The sequence below is a fragment of the Streptomyces sp. NPDC020996 genome (assembly GCF_040641355.1).
Taxonomy (GTDB): Bacteria; Actinomycetota; Actinomycetes; order Streptomycetales; family Streptomycetaceae; genus Streptomyces.
This window is the reverse complement of sequence record NZ_JBFADM010000065.1, coordinates 13,421-29,982: the sequence shown is the minus strand read 5'-3', so window position 1 is coordinate 29,982 and position 16,562 is coordinate 13,421. Positions and strand designations below refer to the sequence as shown.

Sequence of the window (16,562 nt, the reverse complement as noted above, 5' to 3'; positions counted from 1 at the left end):
CCCCACCGGATTGTTCCTGGGGACAATGAACAGGCCGTACGCTGCGGGTATGGGACTCTCGGACGTGGCCGCGGCGTTGCGTGACCGGCTGCCGGAAATGGGCGGGAACATGGCGCGGCGCATCCGTTCCGAGGTCGAGTCCTACACCGACGAGACGCTGATCCCGTTCGCCTCGCTGCACGATTCCTGCACGGCCAACGCCGACATGGTGCTCGGCCATCTCGCCTGCCGCACGGACCCCGACGTGCGCTCCGCCTGGGAGACCGGCCGCCTGCGCGCCGAGCAGGGCGTCCCCCTGGCGGACACCCTGCACGCCTTCCGGGTCGGCTTCGAGTACCTCTGGTCACGGATGATCGACGAGGCCCGGCGGCACCCCGAGGTCACGGACGCGCAGCTGGTCGCGGGCTCGTCGGACATCTGGGCGCTGTCCGGACGCTACGCCGAGGCCGTGGCCGCCTCCTACCGGGAGACCAGCGCGGAACTGGCGCTGCGCCGCGAGGCGCGCCGTTCGGCACTGGTCGAGGCACTGTTCACCGGCGCCCTGGCGGAGCGCACCACGCCGTGGGAAGCCGCCGGGCAGCTCGGCCTGAGCGAGCGCGGACCGTACGCGGTGGTGGCCGCGGCCGTGCCGGATCCCGGCCAGGAGCCGCTGCCCGGGATCGAGGGCGCGTTGCGCGAGGCCCGTGTGCCCTCCGCCTGGCGCCTGCTGCCCGACGTCCAGATCGGCGTGGTCTCACTGACGCACCCCGGCGCCGAGACCGTGGGCCTGCGCCTGCTGCGCCGGCACCGCGCCCGCGTGGGCGTCAGCCCCCTCTTCGACTCGCTGCGCGACACACCGCAGGCACTGCGCTTCGCCCGGCTCGCCCTGAACCGTGTGCCGGGCGACGGTCCGGGCGTGGCCCGCTTCGACGACCGTCCCCTCGCGATGCTGGTCACGGCGGCCCCGGCGGAGGCGAAACGTCTGGTGGAGGTCGTCCTGGGCCCGGTGCTGGCCCTGCCCGCCGCGGAGCGCGCGCGGCTGCTGGAGACCCTGGGGCAGTGGTTCGCCGCGGGCGGCGCCGCGGCCGAGGCGGCGAAGGGGCTCTACGTCCACCCCAACACCGTGCGCTACCGGCTCCGCCGCGTCGAGGAACTGACGGGACGGTCGCTGTCCGACCCGGCCGCCCTCGCCGACCTGGGCACCGCCCTGCACGCACTGCGCCTGCTGCCGGAGTGACCGGCCCGCCGCCGGTCCCGCTCGCTACGACAGCACGTCGTCACCCTCGCTGTGGTCGCGGACCCAGTTCTTGTGGGCGTTCGAGCCTTCCCGTCCGGGCGAGATCCTGAGTACGGCCCCGTCGTCGATCTGCTCCAGGCCGGTGATCACGTAGGGACCGCTCGGTGACCGCGTCGGCGTGGCGTGACCCTTCTATCTCCAACCTGGGTTGTTCCTAGAATGGCCGGGTGGAGGACATCGAAGCGATCGCGGCGCTGCAGGATCCGGTACGGCGCCGTCTGTACGAGTACGTGGTGGCGCAGGGGCGTGAGGTCGGCCGCAACGAGGCCGCGGAGGCGGCCGGGGTGGCGCGCACGCTGGCCGCGCACCACCTGGACCGGCTGACGGAGGCGGGGCTGCTGGAGAGCGGCAGCCGCCGCCTGACCGGCCGTTCGGGGCCCGGGGCGGGGCGTCCCGCGAAGGTGTACACGCGGGCGCGGGGCGAACGGGCGGTGTCGCTGCCCGCCCGCGACTACCGCACGGCCGCGGAACTCCTCGCCGAGGCCGCCGAGGAGGCCGGGCTGGACGCCGGACTGTGCGCGGCCGCGCGCCGCCGGGGCGAGGCCCTGCGCGGCGCGGCGGCGCCCTGCGGCGGGCTCGACGAGGCCGCGGAGATGCTGGCCGCCCGGGGCTACGAACCGTACCTGGCGGGCGCCGGGGATGCGGGCGGGGAGGCCGGGGAGGCCCGGCGCGTGGTCCGGATGCGCAACTGCCCCTTCCACGCCGTCGCCGAACGCTTCCCGCCGCTCGTGTGCGGCATGAATCTCGCCCTGCTGGAGGGGCTGCTCGGCACGGACGGTCCCGTGCGCGCCCGGATGGACGCCCGGCCGGGGGAGTGCTGCGTGGTGGTCGAGGATTCTAAAAACAAAGTTGATTGACATAGAAATGGGGGCCGTGCTGGGATGAGGCCATGACCACACCCGTGCCCGCCGCCCACCTCGCCCAGCTCAACGTCGCCACGCTCCGCCACCCCCTCGACGACCCGCGCACGGCGCCGTTCGTCGAGATGCTCGACCCGGTCAACGCCGCCGCCGAGGGCGCGCCCGGCTTCGTGTGGCGGCTCGTGGAGGAAGGGGCGGCCGACGCCACCGGCCTGCGCCCGGCGGGGGAGAACGTCATCGTCAACCTGACGGTGTGGGAGTCCCCGGAGGCCCTGTGGGACTTCACCTACCGCAGCGGGCACCTGGAGGTGATGCGGCGGCGCCGCGAGTGGTTCGAGCGGCACGCCGAGGCGCACCTGGCGCTGTGGTGGGTCCCCGCCGGCCGCCTCCCGACCGTCGGCGAGGCCCTGGAACGGCTGGCCCACCTGCGGGCGCACGGGCCGTCCCCGCGCGCGTTCACCTTCGCCTCCTCGTACACCGCCGCCGAGGCCGCCCAGCACCTCGAACCCGTGCCGTCGAGGCGGCCCGAGCGGACGGCCGACAGCGCCCCGCCGGCGCGGGCCGGGGACGCGGCGGCCGTATGACGGAGGGGGCCGTATGACGGAGGGGGCCGTCAGGGCGCGGGCCGGGCCTTCACCCGGGGCCGGAGCCGTTCCGTGAACCCGGGGTGCCGGAGCAGGTCCACAGCCCGGAAGCCGGGGGCGCCGGGGAACGGGGGATCCAGGTTCACGTCCACGAGCCGGGCCGCGGGCGTGGGTGCGGGCAGGGCATCGACACCGTCGCGCCGTACCCGGGCGGTCTCACGTCGGTGAGGAAGACCTCGCCGCTGAACGGATCGGCCACCGCCGCCGCACCGCCGCGCCGCGGCCACCGCCACCTCGGTGTCGTCGAGGTCCGCGTACGAGTTGATCACGTCAGGCAGGGATCGGCGGCGAGGGCCCGGGAACCGGCCGATTCCGGCGTTCCCGGTCCCCGGCGAAGCCGGCCTGCCTGACGTACGGTTGCGGCGGTCAGCCCTCCGCGGGCACCACCCGCCTCACCTTGCCGTCGGTGTCGGCCTCGATGTAGCCGGAGCCGTAGGTGCCCGACAGGTAGACGGCCATGCCGGCCGGGTCGCCGAACGTGGTGTCGGGCTGCCTCACGAGCAGGTAACGCGACTGCGGATCCTCGACGTTCAGCTTCTTCTCCGCCTGCGCGAAGAGCGCCGGGACCCTGTCCCAGTTGAAGTCGTCGAGACTGACGGGCTGAGTTCCGCCGGTCAGGGTGCCGGAGATGATGTCCTTCGTCACGCCCTGGCCGGGACGGTAGGTGTAGGAGTCGTAGCGGGTCTTGCTGCCCTTGACCATCATCCGGGCGTTGGCGAAGTCGGGGTAGACGGTGAAGTCGCCGAACATGGTCCGGCCGGTCGCCTTCTTGAACGCCTTGACGGCGCTCCGGATGCCGTCGGGGGTGAGCAGGCCGTCGCTCTGGTTGTCCGGTGCCCCGTCGGCGGCGGGTGCGGTGGTGGTGGGCGAGGCGGTCGTGTCCAAGGCGGTCCCGCCCGACGCGGTCCCGCCCGATGCCGTGGCGGTGGCGGAGGCGCCGGCCTTCGCGTCGCCGGAGTCGCCGGAGTCGCCGCCGAGCGGGACCAGCCACCAGACCAGTGCCACGGTGCCCGCGAGGGAGGCGCCCAGCACGCTCAGCAGGACGGCCCGGCCGGAGCCGCGTCGGCCGTCCGTGCGTATGGGCGCGGTCACCTTCTGCGGCGGGGCCGTGGCCGCGGGCCCGAACGGGGCCGGCGGCGGACCGAAGCCCGCGGAGGCCGACGGGTGCGCGGGCGCGGTGGGGTGCCCGGCGCCGAGCTGGCCGGACGGCGGGTGCAGGGCGTAGGAGGTGGGCTGGCCGAGCGGCGGTGCTCCTCCGGGGACAGCCGGCCGGGGGGCTCCCGTTTCCGCCGCGACCAGCATCCGGTCCAGTGTGGCGGCGTCCGGCCGTGCCGACGGATCCCGCACGAGCACGCTCGTCAGCACGTCCTGCAGTGAGCCCGCCCGCACCGGCGGCGGCACGTCCTCATGGAGGACCGCGGCGAGCGTGGCGATGGTGGTGCCGCGGCGCAGCGGGTGGTGTCCCTCCACGGCCGTGTACAGCATCATGGCCAGCGACCACAGGTCGGACGCGGCTCCGCCCTCCTGCCCCGTGATGCGTTCCGGCGCCATGAAGTCCGGGGTGCCGATGATGGACCCGGTCGCGGTGAGGGAGGTGTTCTCACGGATCGCCGCGATGCCGAAGTCGGTGAGCACGGGGCGGCCGTCGGGGCGCAGCAGGACGTTGGCGGGCTTGACGTCCCGGTGCTGGATGCCGGCGTCGTGCGCGGCGGTCAGCGCGGCCAGCACGCCCCGGCCGATCCGGGCCGCCTCCTCGGGCGGCATCGGTCCCCGGGCCAGCCGGTCGGCCAGTGAGCCGCCGGTGACGAGTTCCATCACGATCCACGGATAGGTCCCGTCGCCGCCGTCGACGATGTGGTGGATCGTCACGACGTTCGGATGGTCGATCCTGGCCAGCGCCCGTGCCTCGCGCAGGACCCGCTCGCGCAGCATCCGCGCGGCCTCGGGGTCGTACTCGGCGAGGTCCTGGTCGGGCGGGCGGACCTCCTTGATCGCCACCTGCCGGTGCAGCACCAGGTCCCTGGCCCGCCAGACCGTCCCCATCCCGCCGCCACCGAGGCGGGCCTCCAGCTCGAAGCGCCCGTCGACGACCCGCCGTTCGGTGCCTCTGTCTGCCTCACTCATGCGCGGGAGCTTAGTTGTCGTGACCGACATAGTCAGAACATAGTAGCCATGGCTATAGTAGCCATGTACTCTAAATGGCATGAGCAAGGGTTCGCCGGGTCCCACGCCCGGTTTCCTGGTGTGGCGGCTCGCCAACAAGTGGCGCGTCGCGGTCGATCGCGCGGTGGCTCCGCTGGGCCTCACCCACGCGCAGTACTCGGTGGTCGCCTCGCTGTACGGCATGCGGCACACGGGCGAACGGCCCAGCCAGCGCCGGCTGGCCGACCACACCGGCCTGGAGGCGCTGTACGTCTCGAAGCTGGCGCGTGCCCTGGAGGCGGCGGGGCTGATCGAGCGCACCCGCGATCCCCGCGACCCGCGCGCCGTGCAGCTCGCCCTCACCGAGCGGGGCCGGGCCGTCACGCGGCAGGCCATCGCGGCGGTCCAGGGACTGCTCCAGCAGTTGCTGGAGCCGCTCGGCGGCCTCGACGCCCCGCGCACCCGCGCGTTCACCGACGAACTGACGACCCTGCTCGACGTGCCTCTCGCACCATCCGCACCGAACGACGAGAGAACCCAGGGGACAACACCATGACCACCACCGCACCCGTCGCCGACGCCCGCGCCCTCGGCCTGGCCCACTACGCCGCCCGCGGCGTCCTGGAGCACGTCCTGGCCCGGCACGGCATCACCTTCCAGCAGCAGGTCACCCTGCGTGCCGCCGTCACCGCCGACGCCCCGCGGACGCCGGACGACCTCGTCACCCAGGTCCGGGCCTCCCTCAAGGCCGACCCCGCCGACATCCGCGCCACCGTCGGCGAACTGCTGGCCAGGGACCTGCTCGTCGAGGACGGCGCGCACCTCCGCCCGACGGACGCGGGGCGCGAACTGCTCGCCGCCGTCGCCGCGGAGACCGCCCCCGTCACCGCCCGCATCTGGGGCGGCATACCCGCCGACGACCTGGCCGCCGCCGGCCGCGTCCTCGCCCTGGTCACCGAGCGCGCCGACGCGGAACTCAAGGCCCTGACCGCCTGACCCCCACCAGGAGGACCGCCGCCCGCCAGGTCAGATCGCGCTGGGCGTGGAGCGCGCCGCGACGTCTCCGGCCATCAGCCGCAGTCTCGCGTAGCAGGCCGTGTGGTAGTCCTGGCCGATCGGGGGAAGGACCGTGCCGAGGCGCGTGATGCATGTCCAGAGGACCGCGACGCCGGCGCCGTCGAGCCCATCCTCGAGTTCCCGCTGGACGAGGCCGGCGACGTCCGCGTCGAGGAGGATCAGGTCGATCCCGTCGAAATCCACACCGCGGGAGCCCGCGGGGAACGGCGCGCGCAGGTGCTCCTCCCACAGTGGGGCGAGGCGCTCGTCGTGGTGCGGTCCGCTCATGCCGGTGATCATCCCCTGTGGCACGCCGGTTCGGTACGGGGGCGGCCCGCGCCTGGGGGACAGGGCTGCCGGCGCGGCATCGGCCGCGGTGTTCCGTACCCTGACGGCATGCGGATGCGTCCCACTCTGAGCTGGACCCCTGCCGAGGACCTGCCGCCGGGCACCACGGACCTGGGGCCGGTCGCCGACGCGCTCGGCGCCGGCGGTGTCCTGGTACTCAGCGGGGCGGGCATCTCCACGGAGTCGGGCATCCCCGACTACCGGGGCGAGGGCGGGAGCCTGAGCCGGCACACCCCGATGACCTACCAGGAGTTCACCGGCAGTGCCCGGGCCCGGCGCCGGTACTGGGCGCGCAGCCATCTCGGCCGGCGCACCTTCGGCCGTGCCCGCCCCAACGCGGGGCACCGGGCGACGGCCGCGTTCGGCCGGCACGGCCTGCTCTCGGGCCTGATCACCCAGAACGTCGACGGGCTGCACCAGGCCGCGGGCAGCGAGGACGTCGTGGAACTGCACGGAAGCCTGGACCGCGTCGTCTGCCTCTCCTGCGGCGCCCGCAGCTCCCGCGCCGAACTCGCCCGGCGGCTGGAGGAGGTCAATCCGGGGTTCCAGCCGGTGGCGGCCGGGATCAATCCGGACGGCGACGCCGACCTCACCGACGAACAGGTCGGGGACTTCCGGGTGGTGCCCTGCGCGGTCTGCGGCGGCGTCCTCAAGCCGGACGTGGTGTTCTTCGGCGAGGCCGTTCCGCCGGGGCGGGTCGAGCACTGCCGCGCGCTGGTCCGCGAGGCGGCCTCCCTGCTGGTACTGGGGTCCTCGCTGACGGTGATGTCGGGACTGCGGTTCGTCCGTCAGGCGGCCGAGGCGGGCAAACCGGTGCTGATCGTCAACCGGGACGTGACCCGGGGCGACCGGCACGCCGTCACCCGCGTCGCACTTCCGCTGGGGGCGGCCCTCACCGCCGTGGCGGGTCGGCTGGGCATCCCCGTCGACGGCGAGACGGCGCCGCGGGCCTGAGCCGCACCGGGACGCCGTCCGCCGTCGGCCGTCGGGCTCACACCCAGGGCGAGTTCACGTCGAAGGTGGTGGCCACGCGCTTGACCTCGTCCCTCGTCAGGCCTTCGGCCCGGCGTCCGGCGACCAGGTCCAGGTACTCGTAGCGGGCGCCCGTCTCGGCGTATTCGATGCGGTCGACGGCGTGCGCGACCGACAGGTCCGAGCGGGCCATGACGCCGTGTTTGCTCCACAGCACCACCTGAGCCTCGCGCAGCCCCTCCACGGTCGCCGCCTGGAGCTGGGCCGATCCGGGAACCATGAAGTCGAGCACCACGACCCCTTCCGGCAGGCTGACGATCGCCTCCGGCTCCCAGCGCAGGATGCGGGAGTTGAGGGCGGGCGTGGTGCGGTAGGCGGGGATGTGGCTGAGGTAGGTCAGGTGCGGGGGCTGGGCGTGCACCAGGGCCTGGAAGGGGATGTCGCGGCGCGCCATCTGGTCCTGGTGGATGGCCAGGTGGGAGTTGAACTCGCTGGTGAGGCTGGCGAACCGGTGGCGCGGTGAGGTGTGCAGGGTGGCCGACCGTCCGTCCTGGTGGACGCGCACCGCGCCGATGCCGGCCGACGGATCCTGGGCGAGCTGCCGCAGTCGGCGCCCGGAACCGGTCACCAGCAGCGTTCGGCCGGCCAATGCCGGTGCGGGCAGGGGCAGTTCGATGTCCCTGGTGTCGGGGAAGCGCCCGGACACGTCCAATTCCCAGCCGACGCACACCGAGATGTTGCCGGCGGCGGCCTCACTGGCGTCGATGTCGCTGATCCGGCTGCCGCCCGCGCCCATGTCGGCGAGCAGGTCGTCGAGGTCCGGGAGGGGCTTCGTCATCGGCATGGTGCGGTGCTCCTTCGGAGGCGTGGGCGGAGGCATAGGTGAAGACGGCGACGCGGGAACCTGGCGTGTGAAACGTTTCATTTCCAGGATCACGATAGGTGCGCGGTCGCACGCCGAACCAGGGCCGAACGGCCCCGCCCGCGCGGAACGCCGCGAACTCGTGCTGGTGGCTGGTGGCGGCGGGGAGCTGATGCCGGAACAGGAGTGGGTGGTCAGGAGCCGGCGGTGGACGCGTGGCGGGCCAGTTCGGCAGCCAGGCGCCGCATGACCGTGCGGTTGGCGCGGCGCATCGTGGCCCGGACGACGGGCGCCAGCATGCGGTCGCCGAGAGGGGCGAGGACCCAGGCGTACGTGAACGAGACGCGGCTGCCCCCGGTCTCAAGCGGCTCGATGGTGTAGGTGCCGTTGGCCAGCCGCCGGCCGGCCGCGCTGACGTTCCGTTCGACGATGCGCCGTGGTGCGTCGGTCTCGACGACCTCGATGGCGATGTCGGTCTTCACGCCTCCCAGGGCGACGGTGACCGTGGCGCACGATCCGATGCCGCGCTCGGGCCCGCCGTAGCGCCAGTCGGACAGGTAGTGGTTCGTGAACCGCTCGTGGTGAGCCATGACATCGAGGAAGTCGTAGACCTGCTCGGGCGTCTGCGGAACGTCGATCGACACGGTGACAGGCTTCATGTACCACACGGTACACAGCCCGTGTACCACTTGGTACGCTCGCGACGTGGCGAACATGGCAGGCCCGCGGCCCGACGGCGAAACCCCCGACGCCGAAGCCGACGCTGCCGCTGCCGCCATGGATGGGGATCGGCGGGCCCGGATCGTGGACGCGGCCGTCGCCCACGTCGCGGCGCACGGCATGGCCGACCTGAGCCTGCGCCGTCTCGGCGCCGCGATCGGCGTCAGCCATCGCATGCTGATCCACTACTTCGGCACCAAGGAACAGCTTCTCGTCGAGATCGTCCGGACGTCGGAGCGGCGCCAGCGCGAACTGCTGTCCCGGCTCGGCTCGCAGCCCGACCTCCCGCCCGTCGACGCCGCGCGACTCCTCTGGCGGCAGCTGACGGACCCTCGACTGGCCAATCAGGAGCGGCTCTTCTTCGAGATCTTCGGGCGTGCGCTGCGGGGCCGCCCCGAGGCCGCCCCGATCCTGGGCGGGCTTGTGGTGGACTGGCTGGAACCGCTCGCCGCCGCCGAGGTCGCCGCCGGCGCGGACCCTGTCACGGCCCGGAACCGGGCGAGGCTGGGCCTCGCCACCGTCCGCGGACTGCTCCTCGACCTGCTCGCCACCGGCGATCGCGCCGGCGTCGACGCGGCGATGGAGGAGTTCCTCCGGCTGTACTACGGCGCGGAGTGACGGGCCGGCCGTAGCGCGCCGCTCGCTGCGGTGATCGCCGCTGCCTCACTCGGCGGGACACCGTCCTGTCCTTCCGGCGGGGTCCACTCGGCAGACCGCTGCACGCTGCCCTGCCGCTGCTTGCCTTCCGGCTCGGCGCCCGACTATGGTATCTGTCGTAAAAGCTTTTCTGATTGCTTTATGGATGAGCAATGCATCGCTCCCGGCGTGTGTTGCTCGAGGGGAGATCTCATGCGGGTCAAGGTGGCCGTGGCGTACCACAGCGGTTATGGGCACACGGCGAAGCAGGCGGCTGCCGTCGCGGCGGGGGCGGAGAAGGTCCCGGACACGGAGGTCACGCTCGTCTCGCTCGCGGAGTTGACCGAGGGGCTGTGGGAGTCGCTCCAGGAGGCCGACGCGATCATTTTCGGGACGCCCACCTACATGGGCGGCAGCAGTGCCGTCTTCCGTGCCTTCATCGAGGCAACCAGCAAGGTCTGGGGGGACAATCTCGGCTGGAAGAACAAGATCGCCGGCGGTTTCACCAACAGCGGCAACATGTCAGGCGACAAGCTCAACACGCTCTTCGACATCGCTCTGTTCGCCGCGCAGCACGGGATGATCTGGGTCGGTCTGGCCGAGTACGGCGGCTGGAACACCTCGGCCGGCAGCCCGGAGGACATCAACCGGCTCGGCAGCTGGCTGGGCGCCATGTCCCAGGCCAACAACGACGAGGGACCCGACGTCACGCCGGGCCCCAGTGACCTGCGTACCGCCGAGGCATTGGGCCGTCGCATCGCGGAGAACACGCACGTCTTCCTGGCCGGACGCCGGGCCGTCGACCTCGAGGGCGCCTCCGCCTGACCGGCGGTGCGCCGGAGCGAGTCCGGTCTGCCGTGCCTGCCGGAAAGCGCGGCAGCGGTACGCGACCGACGCCGGGCTCACCGGTGGATGAGGACGCCCTCTTCGACGGCGGCGAGGGTGACGCGCAGGAGTTCGCTCAGAGCCCGGGCGGTGGAGTCGGGCATCCGGGAGACGAGGCGGGCGTGGGCCGCGGTGGTGGCCCGCACCGCCTCTTCGGCTGTCTTGACGCCGAGCGGGGTGAGTTCGACCCAACTGCTGCGCCCGTCCTCGGCGTCGGCCTGCCGGCTGACGTACCCGGCGGTGACCAGCCGCTTGACCACGTTGCTGGTGCCTCCGGAGGACAGCAGCAGCGCCTGCGTCAGATCGGTCGGTTTGAGCCGGTACGGGGCACCGACCCGGCGCAGCGTCGCCAGCACGCCGTACTCGGCCTGGGTGAGGTGCAGCTTGTCCAGCTCGGCGGCGGCGGTCAGGTCGAAGGCCGACATCAACAGGGCGGTGCGCTTGGCGAGTTCGAGGGGGAGGCCGGCGACCTCCGGCATCTCGACGCGCCAGGCCGAGATGATCTCGTCAACGTGGTCGGGCTCCACTGGCACCACCCTTCGCGGTTTTGCTCAACACAAAGATACCGGCGTCGAAAACGCTCGGGCACCGTCAGTCACGCCTGCCGCACACCCCCACGTTCGCATTTTAGCTTCCTGAATAGCTTTACATAATGGCCGCGGACGGGCGGACGGGCGGACGGGCGGGCGGGCGCTGCGGGCACCCCCGGCCTGCTCAGCTCGGGGATGCCCGGAAGGCGTTGTGCCCTGTCGTCACGGGGACGGGCGGATGTCTCCCGCGAAGACGATGATCTGATCGATGAGGCTGCGCCGCAGGTGAACGACATCGGTTCCCGCCAGCCGCGGGCCCCCGTCCGGTGTGGTGAAGACCCACTGGTACCGAGCCCACTCGTCGGGCATGTCCACCCCGGAGCAGCGGACCATCGTGCCCACTCCGGCCGGGTGGCGGCGGATGTCCAGCACGAACCGCTCGACTGCCTCGATTCCCTCCCTTCGCCCCAGTGGCCCCCAGAAGACCACGTCAGAGGTCAGTGCCTGGGAGAGCAGAGACGTGACGTAGGCGTCCTGGGAGGCGTTGAACGCCGAGATGAAGGTGTCGATCGCTGACTGAGCGGTTTCTGCCTGCATGCGCCAGTCATACCAGCCCCGCCGCGGAACCAGGTCCTCCGCGCCCCCGCCCCGCAGGAAGGCCCTGGGCCTCCGGGCCCTGCGCGGCGGTCACAGCGTGGTGCCCGTCTCCTCGGCCAGGGTCCGCAGGAGGAGGTCCTGGAACGCCTCGTCGTGGACGGCGCGGTGCGGCCGCTGCCGGTGCTGGTGGTACCAGTACCCGCCGCTGGTCAGGGCAGCGGGGTCGTCGCTCGACACGAGCCACTCCTGCGTCCGGTGGCCCAGCTCCAGATCGTCCGGGGCGCTCGGCCCGCCCATCCTCGTCGGCACCCACCCGGGATCCACGGCGTTGCTCAGCACATCAGGACGTAGCCGGGCCACCGCGGCCGCGAGCGTCGTGACGAACAGCTTGCTGTCGGCGTACGAGCCCGCGCTCCGGCCGAGCCAGTCGACGCCGGCGAGTGAGGCACGCCCGCTGAAATGGGAGCCGCTGCTCAGATACACCAGCCGGCGCGGCCCGCGCAGCAGGGCCGTGAGCAGGTACGGCGCGACGATGTTGACCGGCACGACCGCCGGGCCGCTCCACACACCGGCATTGTGGATCACCGCGTCCAGCGGCCCGGCGTCGTTCAGTTCGGCCGCGACCCGCCGTACGGCGGCGCGCTCCGTGAAGTCGCCCACGACGATGCGCGCCCCCCGGCCGACCAGCCCGTCGAGGCTGGCCGCGCGCTCCTGGTTCCGGGCGTGCACCACGACGTCATGACCCGCGGACAACAGCGTGTCCGCCGCGGCACGTCCCAGGCCGTCCGCGGAGCCGGTCACCAGGATCCCGCTCATGAGCGCACCACCCTCCGCAAACCCGGGGCCGGCATGGCCGCCGTGGCGCGGTGCTCGGGCCGCCAGGTGGCCACCAGCGCGGCGGCCAGCAGCAGTTCGGCGATGTCCCCGCCGTAGTACATGATCTCGGCCGCAGCAGGATGCCGTCGACGAACCCGCCGAGGCCCACTCCGAGGACGATGCCGGGCAGTCGCAGGCTGCCCGGCGTCGCCGTACGCGCCCCGGGTGTCCGCGGTGGTGGCTGCCATCACCGGTTCTCCGTCCTGCCGGCCGTCCACGTCCTGCCTTCCGGACACGGTTTCCCTCCCGCTCCGCCTTCGTCACCCACGCGCGCGGTACTTCCGCCGTTCCGCCCAGGCCGCCCAGGCCGCTCAGGCCGCCCAGACCGTCCGGACCGTCCAGGCCGTCCAGGCCGCGCGGCCGTCGCAGCAGGAGAGAGCGAGGATCCGGTGGACGTGTTCCCGGTCCGCGAGCCGGCCCGGCGGGAGCTGCCTACGACCGGTGACCGCTGCGGGCCGCGGTGGGTTTTACCGGCCGGCGCCGGAGGCACCCCGGGGGCCGCACTGTTCCCACCGTTCGCTCAGGAGAAGTCCATGACCGAAGTGGCCGACTACGTACTGCAACGCCTGACCGAGTGGGGCGTTGAACGCGTGTACGGATATCCGGGCGACGGCATCAACCCACTGCTGGGTGCCTTCGACCGGGCCAAGGGGGAGCCGGAGTTCATCCAGGTCAGGCACGAGGAGATGGCCGCGTTCATGGCGTGCGCGCACGCCAAGTTCACCGGCGAGGTGGGCTGCTGCACCGCCACCTCGGGCCCCGGCGCGATCCACCTGCTCAACGGCCTGTACGACGCCAAGCTCGATCACCAGCCGGTGGTCGCCGTGCTGGGGCAGCAGAAGCGGCTCAGTCTCGGCGCGCACTACCAGCAGGAGGTGGATCTGGAGCGGCTGTTCGCGGACGTGTCCGAGTTCTGCCAGATGATCGTGCACCCGGCGCAGGCACGGCACGTCATCGACCGGGCGTTCAAGACCGCGCTCACCACCCGCGGCGTCGCGACGATCATCATCCCGGAGGACGTGCAGGAGGAGGACGCCCAGCCCTCGCCGCCGAAGAAGCACGGCTCGGTGTTCTCCAGCGTGGGCTGGAGCCGCCCGCGGGTGCTGCCGGACCCCGCGGAAGTGCGCAGGGCCGCCGACATCCTCAACGAGGGCGACAAGGTGGCCATGCTGGTCGGGCAGGGCGCCGCGGGCGCCGAGGCAGAGGTCCTCGAAGTGGCCGAACTGCTCGGCGCCGGCATCGCCAAGGCCCTGCTCGGCCGCGAGGTACTGCCCGACGACCTGCCGTTCGTCACCGGTCCCATCGGCCTGCTCGGCAGCAAGCCGAGCGACGACATGATGCGGGGCTGCGACACCCTGCTGATGGTCGGCAGCAGCTTCCCGTACTCGGAGTGGCTGCCCGACGAGGGCCAGGCGCGCGGTGTCGAGATCGACATCGACGGGCGCATGATCGGCATCCGTTACCCGATGGAGGCGCACCTCGTCGCGGACGCGAGGGAGGCACTGAAGGCGCTCATCCCCCTGCTGCGGCGCAATGAGGACCGCTCGTGGCGGGAGAAGATCGAAAAGGGCGTCCGCGAGTGGGACGACCTGTGCGAGCGGTGGGCCGCCCAGCACTTCGGCGACACCATCAACCCCCAGGCCGTCGCCTCCGAACTGTCGTCCAGGCTGCCGGACGGCGCGATCCTGACCGCGGACTCGGGCTCGGGCACCAACTGGTGGGCCCGCAACGTCAAGCTGCGCCAGGGCATGCGGGCCTCGCTCTCCGGCACCCTCGCCACCATGGGCCCGGGCACGCCGTACGCCATCGCCGCGCGGTTCGCCTACCCGGACCGCCCCGTCATCGCGTTCGTGGGCGACGGCGCGTTCCAGATGAACGGCATGAACGAGATGATCACCGTCAAGCGGTACCTCGACCGCCTCGCCGGCCCCCCGCCGCTGGTCTTCTGCGTGTTCAACAACCATGACCTCAACCAGGTCACCTGGGAGCAGCGGGCCATGGCCGGGGACCCGAAGTACCCCGGATCGCAGACCATCCCCGACATCCCGTACGCGGCCTACGCCCAGCTGATCGGACTCAAGGGCATCGTGTGCGACGACCCGAAGAAGATCGGTGCCGCCTGGGACGAGGCCCTGGCCTCCGCGGTGCCGGTCGTGCTCGAGTTCAAGGTCGATCCGGAGATCGCGCCGATCCCGCCGCACATCATGACCGAGCAGGGCGGGAAGACCGCCAAGGCGGTCCTGCACGATCCGGAGAAGGCCGGGATCACCGCCAAGGGCGTGCGGCAGAAGATCACCCAGTACGCCGAGCACCTGCCGGGCCGGGGGCGCTCATGAGCGGCAAACGCGGCCGGCGCGCTCACCACGGCTCGGTCGACGCCCCGCCGAGGCGGACCGCGCACTCCAGCAGCAGGGCGTGGACGAACGCCTGGGGCAGGTTGCCCCGCATTTGACGCTGACGCACGTCGTACTCCTCCGCGAACAGCCCGGGCGGCCCGCAGGCCGCCCGGGTGCGTTCGAACCAGCGGAAGGCGCCGATCGGGTCGCCCAGGCGGTGGGCGGCCAGCGCCATGTGGAACCCGCACAGCAGGAAGGCGCCCTCGGCCTCGCCGAGCGGTTCCCCGGCATGACCGAAGCGGTACAGGTATCCGTCCTCGGCCAGCCGGTCCTCGACCCGGTCGCGGGTGCGCGCGGCGCTCGGGTCGCCGGCGTCCGCGCAGCCCCGCGCCAGCGGCACGAGCAGCGCCGCCTCGGGCCCGTCGTCGTCCGCGGCCCGCCGCCAGTACCCGTCCGGGTGCAGGCAGCGCCGGCGGGTCTCCGCCAGGACGGTGTCGGCGATCCGGCGCAGTCCGCACACCACGCTCAGCCGCGAATGAGTCCAGAACCGGTTCTCCAGCTCCCACAGCCCGGCATCGGGCTCCGACCAGCGGCGTTCCACGGCGTCGACGGCGACCTGCGCCGCGGCCTCCGCGTCCGCGGTGAGCCGGTCGTGACGCGCGGCGGCCGCGAACAGCTGCAACGCCTCGCCGAAGGTGTCGAGCTGGAACTGCGCGGCCGCGTGGTTGCCGATCCGGTCGCTGCCGCCCGGGTAGCCGGGCAGCGACAGCGCGCGCTCCTCGGGCATCGGCTCCCCGGAGACCGTGTAGGCGGGCCGCACCCGGTCGCCGTCGGCGAGGATGCGGTCGGCGGTGAACCGTACGGCGCGGTCGAGGAGTTCGTGCGGCCCGTGCGCGGCGACCGCGAGGCCCGCGTAGCACTGGTCCCGCAGCCAGGCGTAGCGGTAGTCGTAGTTGCGCCCGGTGTTGGCGCGCTCCGGCAGGGAGGTGGTGGCGGCCGCGACCATGCCGCCTGCGGAGCTGGTCAGCCCGTGCAGGACGGCGTACGCGTGCGCCGCGTCGCGTGGGGCGGCGAGGGCGGAGCAGTCCGGTACGGCGCGCCGCCACTCCCGCTCGGTGGTCCGCCACAGTTCCGCCGGGTCGAGGCGATGCCGGCCGGGGCCGGTGGACAGTTCCAGCACGAGGTCGTGCTCCTGGCCCCGGCGCAGCCGGAACTCACCGCGCAGTCCGGTGTCCGGATGCCACGACGCGCCGGGGGCACCGAGCAGCCGTAGCCGCAGCCCCTCGCCGGAGGCGGTCCACGCGTCCCCCTCCAGGCGGGGGTCCCGCATCCGGTGCGCGCCGAAGCCCGGACGCGGCTCCAGTTCCAGCCGCAGCAGTGCCTCGCCCCGTACGACCCGCATCCGGCGCAGCAGGACGAGACGGTCGGCCGAGGCCGGCATCGCCAGGGCGTCGCGGCACTCGATCACGGAGTCGGCGCTCACCCACCGGCTCACGTGGATGAGGGTGCCTTCCTCGTAGGCGCCGCCCCACACATGCCAACGATCCGCGGGCTCCACCGTGAAGTGCCCGGCGCCCCCGATCAAGGCCGAGAACACCGCGTCACTGTGCCAGCGCGGGGCGCACAGCCACACGATCCTGCCCTCCGGATCCACCACCGCCCCGCGCTCGCCGTCGGCGATGACGGCGTACTCCCGCAGGACATGCGGCAGGCAGGCCCGGTCGGGCGCCGTCGGCCTGTGCGATCTGTCTTTCATGACACCTCACCCGGAGGGCTGTGCGGCGGGCGGTGCGACGACGTCGTGCCGGTCGTCCGGCTGCCG

The 16,562-nt window shown here is 72.8% G+C and carries 19 protein-coding genes and 1 pseudogene; 9 read left to right on the top strand and 11 right to left on the bottom strand.

Annotated features, from left to right (window positions below; translation table 11 throughout):
- Positions 1-49 precede the first annotated feature (49 nt).
- On the top strand, positions 50-1,216 hold the full coding sequence (locus AB0G63_RS32310; protein ID WP_360757592.1) for a helix-turn-helix domain-containing protein: 1,167 nt from the start codon (positions 50-52) through the stop codon (positions 1,214-1,216).
- Between the two features lie 24 nt (positions 1,217-1,240).
- On the opposite strand, the gene AB0G63_RS32305 is transcribed toward AB0G63_RS32310, so the two are convergent.
- Entirely contained in the window at positions 1,241-1,366 is a 126-nt protein-coding gene (locus AB0G63_RS32305; protein ID WP_360757589.1) for a hypothetical protein, read from the bottom strand.
- A 77-nt stretch (positions 1,367-1,443) separates the two neighbouring features.
- Here AB0G63_RS32305 and AB0G63_RS32300 point away from each other — a divergent pair, with 77 nt between their 5' ends.
- Complete coding sequence (locus AB0G63_RS32300) at positions 1,444-2,133, top strand: helix-turn-helix domain-containing protein (RefSeq protein WP_360757586.1); 690 nt, start codon at positions 1,444-1,446, stop codon at positions 2,131-2,133.
- A gap of 32 nt (positions 2,134-2,165) precedes the next feature.
- Complete coding sequence (locus tag AB0G63_RS32295) at positions 2,166-2,720, top strand: DUF3291 domain-containing protein (RefSeq protein ID WP_360757584.1); 555 nt, start codon at positions 2,166-2,168, stop codon at positions 2,718-2,720.
- A 50-nt stretch (positions 2,721-2,770) separates the two neighbouring features.
- On the opposite strand, the pseudogene AB0G63_RS32290 reads toward AB0G63_RS32295, so the two are convergent.
- Together AB0G63_RS32290 and AB0G63_RS32285 are read right to left on the bottom strand one after the other, a co-directional pair.
- A pseudogene (locus AB0G63_RS32290) lies at positions 2,771-2,997 on the bottom strand (phosphatase); the annotation flags it as partial.
- 149 nt (positions 2,998-3,146) lie between these two features.
- A complete protein-coding gene (locus AB0G63_RS32285; protein WP_360757582.1) occupies positions 3,147-4,904 on the bottom strand; it encodes a serine/threonine-protein kinase in 1,758 nt (585 codons plus the stop codon).
- Positions 4,905-4,983: 79 nt separating this feature from the next.
- On the opposite strand from AB0G63_RS32285, the gene AB0G63_RS32280 reads away from it, so the two are divergent.
- Positions 4,984-5,478 (top strand): MarR family transcriptional regulator, encoded by a 495-nt coding sequence (locus AB0G63_RS32280; protein ID WP_360757579.1) that lies wholly within the window; start codon positions 4,984-4,986, stop codon positions 5,476-5,478.
- Entirely contained in the window at positions 5,475-5,918 is a 444-nt protein-coding gene (locus AB0G63_RS32275) for a MarR family transcriptional regulator (RefSeq protein ID WP_360757576.1), read from the top strand. The genes AB0G63_RS32280 and AB0G63_RS32275 overlap by 4 nt, the downstream gene beginning before the upstream one ends.
- 30 nt (positions 5,919-5,948) lie before the next feature.
- Here AB0G63_RS32275 and AB0G63_RS32270 read toward each other — a convergent pair whose 3' ends face one another.
- On the bottom strand, positions 5,949-6,266 hold the full coding sequence (locus AB0G63_RS32270; RefSeq protein WP_360757574.1) for a hypothetical protein: 318 nt from the start codon (positions 6,264-6,266) through the stop codon (positions 5,949-5,951).
- A gap of 108 nt (positions 6,267-6,374) precedes the next feature.
- On the opposite strand from AB0G63_RS32270, the gene AB0G63_RS32265 reads away from it, so the two are divergent.
- Entirely contained in the window at positions 6,375-7,280 is a 906-nt protein-coding gene (locus AB0G63_RS32265) for an NAD-dependent protein deacetylase (RefSeq protein ID WP_360757571.1), read from the top strand.
- A 37-nt stretch (positions 7,281-7,317) separates the two neighbouring features.
- Here AB0G63_RS32265 and AB0G63_RS32260 read toward each other — a convergent pair whose 3' ends face one another.
- Entirely contained in the window at positions 7,318-8,142 is an 825-nt protein-coding gene (locus AB0G63_RS32260; RefSeq protein ID WP_360757569.1) for a class II aldolase/adducin family protein, read from the bottom strand.
- Positions 8,143-8,354: 212 nt separating this feature from the next.
- Positions 8,355-8,819 carry an SRPBCC family protein gene (locus AB0G63_RS32255; RefSeq protein ID WP_360757566.1) on the bottom strand — a complete coding sequence of 155 codons (465 nt, stop codon included), beginning with the start codon at positions 8,817-8,819 and terminating at the stop codon, positions 8,355-8,357.
- Between the two features lie 55 nt (positions 8,820-8,874).
- On the opposite strand from AB0G63_RS32255, the gene AB0G63_RS32250 reads away from it, so the two are divergent.
- On the top strand, positions 8,875-9,498 hold the full coding sequence (locus tag AB0G63_RS32250) for a TetR/AcrR family transcriptional regulator (protein WP_360757634.1): 624 nt from the start codon (positions 8,875-8,877) through the stop codon (positions 9,496-9,498).
- A 231-nt stretch (positions 9,499-9,729) separates the two neighbouring features.
- Positions 9,730-10,341, top strand: a complete 612-nt coding sequence (locus AB0G63_RS32245; RefSeq protein ID WP_360757563.1) for a flavodoxin family protein — start codon at positions 9,730-9,732, stop codon at positions 10,339-10,341.
- A 77-nt stretch (positions 10,342-10,418) separates the two neighbouring features.
- Here the strand turns inward: AB0G63_RS32245 and AB0G63_RS32240 are convergent, their stop codons facing one another.
- The 4 genes from AB0G63_RS32240 to AB0G63_RS32225 all read right to left on the bottom strand — a co-directional run bounded on the left by AB0G63_RS32240 (position 10,419) and on the right by AB0G63_RS32225 (position 12,466).
- Positions 10,419-10,928: a MarR family transcriptional regulator gene (locus AB0G63_RS32240; RefSeq protein WP_360757560.1), complete on the bottom strand. Its 510-nt coding sequence runs from the start codon at positions 10,926-10,928 to the stop codon at positions 10,419-10,421.
- Positions 10,929-11,153: 225 nt separating this feature from the next.
- Positions 11,154-11,528: a nuclear transport factor 2 family protein gene (locus AB0G63_RS32235; RefSeq protein WP_360757558.1), complete on the bottom strand. Its 375-nt coding sequence runs from the start codon at positions 11,526-11,528 to the stop codon at positions 11,154-11,156.
- Positions 11,529-11,618: 90 nt separating this feature from the next.
- Positions 11,619-12,344: an SDR family NAD(P)-dependent oxidoreductase gene (locus tag AB0G63_RS32230; RefSeq protein ID WP_360757556.1), complete on the bottom strand. Its 726-nt coding sequence runs from the start codon at positions 12,342-12,344 to the stop codon at positions 11,619-11,621.
- Positions 12,341-12,466 (bottom strand): hypothetical protein, encoded by a 126-nt coding sequence (locus tag AB0G63_RS32225; protein ID WP_360757642.1) that lies wholly within the window; start codon positions 12,464-12,466, stop codon positions 12,341-12,343. Before AB0G63_RS32225 ends, AB0G63_RS32230 begins: the two co-directional genes overlap by 4 nt.
- A 471-nt stretch (positions 12,467-12,937) precedes the next feature.
- Between AB0G63_RS32225 and AB0G63_RS32220 the strand changes: the two genes are divergently transcribed.
- On the top strand, positions 12,938-14,740 hold the full coding sequence (locus tag AB0G63_RS32220; RefSeq protein WP_360757553.1) for a thiamine pyrophosphate-requiring protein: 1,803 nt from the start codon (positions 12,938-12,940) through the stop codon (positions 14,738-14,740).
- A gap of 22 nt (positions 14,741-14,762) precedes the next feature.
- On the opposite strand, the gene AB0G63_RS32215 is transcribed toward AB0G63_RS32220, so the two are convergent.
- Positions 14,763-16,496, bottom strand: a complete 1,734-nt coding sequence (locus AB0G63_RS32215; protein ID WP_360757552.1) for a glycoside hydrolase family 15 protein — start codon at positions 16,494-16,496, stop codon at positions 14,763-14,765.
- Between the last annotated feature and the right edge of the window lie 66 nt (positions 16,497-16,562).

What these genes read in the sequence shown, in the direction of transcription:
- AB0G63_RS32220 (WP_360757553.1), top strand. Translation starts at nt 12,938, where the DNA reads ATGACCGAAGTGGCCGACTACGTACTGCAACGCCTGACCGAGTGGGGC.
- AB0G63_RS32250 (WP_360757634.1), top strand. Translation starts at nt 8,875, where the DNA reads ATGGCAGGCCCGCGGCCCGACGGCGAAACCCCCGACGCCGAAGCCGAC.
- AB0G63_RS32285 (WP_360757582.1), bottom strand. Translation starts at nt 4,904, where the DNA reads ATGAGTGAGGCAGACAGAGGCACCGAACGGCGGGTCGTCGACGGGCGC.
- AB0G63_RS32245 (WP_360757563.1), top strand. Translation starts at nt 9,730, where the DNA reads ATGCGGGTCAAGGTGGCCGTGGCGTACCACAGCGGTTATGGGCACACG.
- AB0G63_RS32255 (WP_360757566.1), bottom strand. Translation starts at nt 8,819, where the DNA reads ATGAAGCCTGTCACCGTGTCGATCGACGTTCCGCAGACGCCCGAGCAG.
- AB0G63_RS32275 (WP_360757576.1), top strand. Translation starts at nt 5,475, where the DNA reads ATGACCACCACCGCACCCGTCGCCGACGCCCGCGCCCTCGGCCTGGCC.
- AB0G63_RS32310 (WP_360757592.1), top strand. Translation starts at nt 50, where the DNA reads ATGGGACTCTCGGACGTGGCCGCGGCGTTGCGTGACCGGCTGCCGGAA.
- AB0G63_RS32235 (WP_360757558.1), bottom strand. Translation starts at nt 11,528, where the DNA reads ATGCAGGCAGAAACCGCTCAGTCAGCGATCGACACCTTCATCTCGGCG.
- AB0G63_RS32280 (WP_360757579.1), top strand. Translation starts at nt 4,984, where the DNA reads ATGAGCAAGGGTTCGCCGGGTCCCACGCCCGGTTTCCTGGTGTGGCGG.
- AB0G63_RS32215 (WP_360757552.1), bottom strand. Translation starts at nt 16,496, where the DNA reads ATGAAAGACAGATCGCACAGGCCGACGGCGCCCGACCGGGCCTGCCTG.
- AB0G63_RS32260 (WP_360757569.1), bottom strand. Translation starts at nt 8,142, where the DNA reads ATGCCGATGACGAAGCCCCTCCCGGACCTCGACGACCTGCTCGCCGAC.
- AB0G63_RS32270 (WP_360757574.1), bottom strand. Translation starts at nt 6,266, where the DNA reads ATGAGCGGACCGCACCACGACGAGCGCCTCGCCCCACTGTGGGAGGAG.
- AB0G63_RS32225 (WP_360757642.1), bottom strand. Translation starts at nt 12,466, where the DNA reads ATGTACTACGGCGGGGACATCGCCGAACTGCTGCTGGCCGCCGCGCTG.
- AB0G63_RS32265 (WP_360757571.1), top strand. Translation starts at nt 6,375, where the DNA reads ATGCGGATGCGTCCCACTCTGAGCTGGACCCCTGCCGAGGACCTGCCG.
- AB0G63_RS32230 (WP_360757556.1), bottom strand. Translation starts at nt 12,344, where the DNA reads ATGAGCGGGATCCTGGTGACCGGCTCCGCGGACGGCCTGGGACGTGCC.
- AB0G63_RS32295 (WP_360757584.1), top strand. Translation starts at nt 2,166, where the DNA reads ATGACCACACCCGTGCCCGCCGCCCACCTCGCCCAGCTCAACGTCGCC.